General features: G+C 78.4%; 4 protein-coding genes. 1 reads left to right on the top strand and 3 read right to left on the bottom strand.

The features are described from left to right. From ACFU6K_RS34545 to ACFU6K_RS34535, 3 genes are all read right to left on the bottom strand, one after another. On the bottom strand, positions 1 to 574 hold a 574-nt coding region (locus ACFU6K_RS34545), incomplete at its 3' end, for an HAD family hydrolase (RefSeq protein ID WP_380669886.1). Positions 575 to 669: 95 nt separating this feature from the next. Then, the gene (locus ACFU6K_RS34540; protein WP_380669884.1) at positions 670 to 1179 is read right to left on the bottom strand and encodes a DUF6912 family protein; all 510 of its coding nucleotides are present in this window, start codon (positions 1177 to 1179) and stop codon (positions 670 to 672) included. 153 nt (positions 1180 to 1332) lie between these two features. Then, complete coding sequence (locus ACFU6K_RS34535; RefSeq protein WP_380669882.1) at positions 1333 to 2478, bottom strand: patatin-like phospholipase family protein; 1146 nt, start codon at positions 2476 to 2478, stop codon at positions 1333 to 1335. Between the two features lie 334 nt (positions 2479 to 2812). Here ACFU6K_RS34535 and ACFU6K_RS34530 point away from each other — a divergent pair, with 334 nt between their 5' ends. Next, the gene (locus ACFU6K_RS34530; protein WP_380669880.1) at positions 2813 to 3289 is read left to right on the top strand and encodes an Rv3235 family protein; all 477 of its coding nucleotides are present in this window, start codon (positions 2813 to 2815) and stop codon (positions 3287 to 3289) included. The last annotated feature ends 68 nt before the right edge of the window (positions 3290 to 3357 follow it).

The following is a 3357-nucleotide window of genomic DNA, read 5'->3' as shown; positions in this document are numbered from 1 at the left end:
CGGCCAGGCTGTCCACCACCGGGACGCCGACCGGCTCCAGCTTCTCCCGGGTGTGCGAACCGCCGGTGTAGAGCACCGCGTGGGCGCCCGCGCCCAGCGCCGCCAGGGCGTCGTCCGCGGCGTCGCCGATCAGCACCGTACGGGCCGGGTCCACCCGCTCGCCGAGCGCGGCCAGGTGCCGGGTCAGCTGCTCCACCTTCTGGCCGCCGGACGGGCCGCTGCGGCCGTCCACCCGCAGGAAACCGCTGCTCAGGCCGAAGGTGTCGACCAGCGGCACCAGCTTGTCGTGCTCGTACATCGACAGCAGCGACTGGCTGTTCCCGGCCTCCCGCCAGCCGTCCAGCAGCTCGCGCACGCCCTCGGTCAGCCCGCAGGAGGCGCTGAGCTCCCGGTAGCGGTCGTGGAAGGCGTCGTCGAGCCGCAGCCACTCCTCGGCGGAGGGCGTCCGGCCGAGCAGGCGCCGGTAGAAGCGGGGGATCGGGATCTCGTACTGCTCGCGGTACTCCTGGAGCGTCATCGGTCCGATGCCGATGGTCGCGAACGCGGCGTTGCTCGCCCCGAGCACGGCCTCCATGTCGTGGAAGAGCGTGCCGTTCCAGTCCCAAACGATGTGAGTGCGCACGGGGTGAAACGGTAACCCGGCCGGGTGACACGCCGGTAGGGCGGAACTCACCCGAGCAGGGAGGGGATCTCCTGGGTCGCGAACCAGAGCAGGTCGTGGTCCTCGGCGCCGTCCACGGTGAACTGGGCGTCCTGGTCGCCGGCGTCGGCCGCGGCCACCGCCGCCACCGCCGCCGCGACGTCCGTGACCACCTCGGCGTCGGACACGTCGGCGTGCACCGCGGCCGCCTTGGCCAGCCGCACCGGACCGGCCAGCACCACCCGGCCGAGCGAGGCCTGGTCCTGGTACTCGTCGCCGGGGAACGGCCGCACCGACCCGTCCGCCACGTCCAGCGCCACCACCACCCGGCGGCGCGGGGCCCCCGGGTCGGCGGCCAGCAGCCGCAGCGAGGACTGCGCGGCCCGGTTCAGCGCCGCGTACTCCAGCTCCTCCAGGTCGTCGCTGACGTACCACTCGCGCAGCGCGGGCGTCACCGCGTACGCGGCGGACTGGTCCAGGGCGCCGCCCTCGTGCGCCGCCGCCAGGCCGGTCAGGGTGGTGGGCACGTACACGCGCATCGGGGGCACTCTCCGGTTCGTCCAGCGGGGTTCGTCCAGCAGCACAGTCTCCAGCGCCCCAAGAATAAGCGCCGCCGGGCCGCCCGTGATCACCCCCGGTCCGGGGGCGGGCGCCCGCGGCCGGACCCGTACGGTGCCCGCGCCGGGCCCGCGCTAGGCCCGGAGCGCCTCCCGGCTGGTGCGCAGGGCGCTCTCCAGGACGGCGCCGCGGCGGGCCGGGTCCATCATGTTCGGGCCCATCACCGCGAGGTCCGCCAGGGTCGGCGCGAGCAGCCGCACCCGGACGCCCTCGGCCCGCAGCAGGGCGGCCTCGCGCAGCAGCTGCCGGGTGACGGCGTGGCGGTAGCGGCTCACCAGCTGGGCGAGCACGCTGCGCGGACGGTCCCGGGCGCGCCACTCGCGCAGGGCGGCCAGGGTGTCGCGGCCGTTCCCGAGCCGGCCCTCCCGGCCCTCCCGCCGCTCCCGGCCCCGCCGCCCGGCCCGGCCCGGCCTCGGGTCCAGCCGCAGGGCCATCGGGGCGAGCACGTACACCTCGTCCAGCCCGCGGCCGAGCATCAGGTCGGCGTTGGTGGCGGACCAGCAGCCGCCGTCCACGTACGCCGAGCCGTCCAGCCGCACCGGCGCGAACCAGCCGGGGATCGCGCAGGAGGCCATCACCGCGTCGGGCACCGGGACGGCCGGGGCGTCCGGGTCGCCGAAGACCACCCGGCGGCCGCTGCGGTAGTCCACGGCCACCACCCGCAGCGGCGATCCCCCGCCGCCGTCACCGGGCTCCGGCCCGCCGCCGTCGCCGGGCGGCCCGCCCGGGCCGAGCAGGCCGCGCACCAGCTCGCCGACCGGCGCCAGCGAGCCGCGGCCGTGCGGCGCGATCGCCGAGACCATGGTCAGCAGCGGGTACTCGCGCGGGTGCCGGACGGCGTCCCGCAGCAGGCCGGGCGAGCCGATCCCGGCCCGGGGGCGGGGCGGCAGCGCGCCGCCGACGGCGGTGTCGTAGTCGAAGGCCACCCCGGCCAGCGGCCCCTCGGTGATCGGCAGGCCGCGCTGGTGGTCGCGCAGCTGCTCGGGGCGGACGCCGCCGGCCAGCATCGCGGCGAGGATCGCGCCCGCCGAGGTGCCCAGCAGGACGTCGGCCCCGCCCGGCTGCCGCCCGGTGGCCTCCTCGACGGCGCACAGCGCGCCGACCGTCCAGGCCGCGCCGAGCATCCCGCCGCCGCCCAGCACCACGCCGTACCGCGGAACGCCTTCGCCGGCGGGCGGGGCGGTGCCCGCGGCCGCCGGGGCCGCCACCCGTGTCGTCATACCGGCCGTCCCTCGTCGTGGGAGCCCGGCGGTCCGCTCCCGGTCAGGCTCCGATGGTGCGCGCCGCGCCCGTACGGCGCAATGCGGCGGCCGGGCGCCGCCACCCGGTCCGCCCAGCCGGAGCGTCCCCTTTCGGACCGTACGGCCCGTTCCCGCACGTCAACCGGGCGCCGCCGGACAGCCCCTCCGGCCCGTCGCCGCACTGGCCGGTTCCCCCGGATAGGTGAATTCGGCGGCCCGTCCCCGCCGCCCCGGAAACCCGTTGCCGCCCCGCGCGGGACGCCCCCAGCCTGGCCCCGTCCGTACCCGCACCACCCAGCCGAGGAGCCACCCCGTGACCGTCCGGTACAGCGCCCACCCCACCGCCCGCCCGTACCGCCGTCCGCGTGACACCGGCGGCTGCGACCCGGCCGGCCGCCGCCCGCGCCACCCGCGCGCCGCCTGCACCGGCGCCCCCGGGCCGGACTCCGCTCCGGGCTCCGGCCCGGCCTCCGGGGCACTGGCCGCCCGGTTCGCCCGCCGGCTGGTCGAGGTGCTCACCGGCGCACGGCCCTCCGGCCAGCTGATGCGGCACACCAGCCTGGACGGCTACGGGCAGCTCGCCTCACTGGTCCGGGCCGGCGCGCTGCGCCGCGGCGGCCCGGCCGACCGGCCCCGGCTCGGCCCGGTGCACGACCGCTCGCCCTCGCCGGACGCGGTCGAGGCCTGCGTGCGGGTCGACCTCGGCCGGCGCCACCACATGGTGGCCTTCCGGCTGGAGCAGCGCGGCCCGGCCGGGCAGTGGCAGTGCACCGCCGTGGAGGCCCGGTGAGCGCCCCGCCGCGCGCCCGCCGGTACGGACACACAGCCCGGCGGTGCGGAACGGCGCAGGGCGCCGTC

The sequence above is a fragment of the Kitasatospora sp. NPDC057512 genome, from assembly GCF_042802135.1.
GTDB lineage: Bacteria > Actinomycetota > Actinomycetes > Streptomycetales > Streptomycetaceae > Kitasatospora.
Note: the sequence above shows the minus strand (reverse complement) of the source record. Positions and strands in the feature narration are given on the sequence as shown.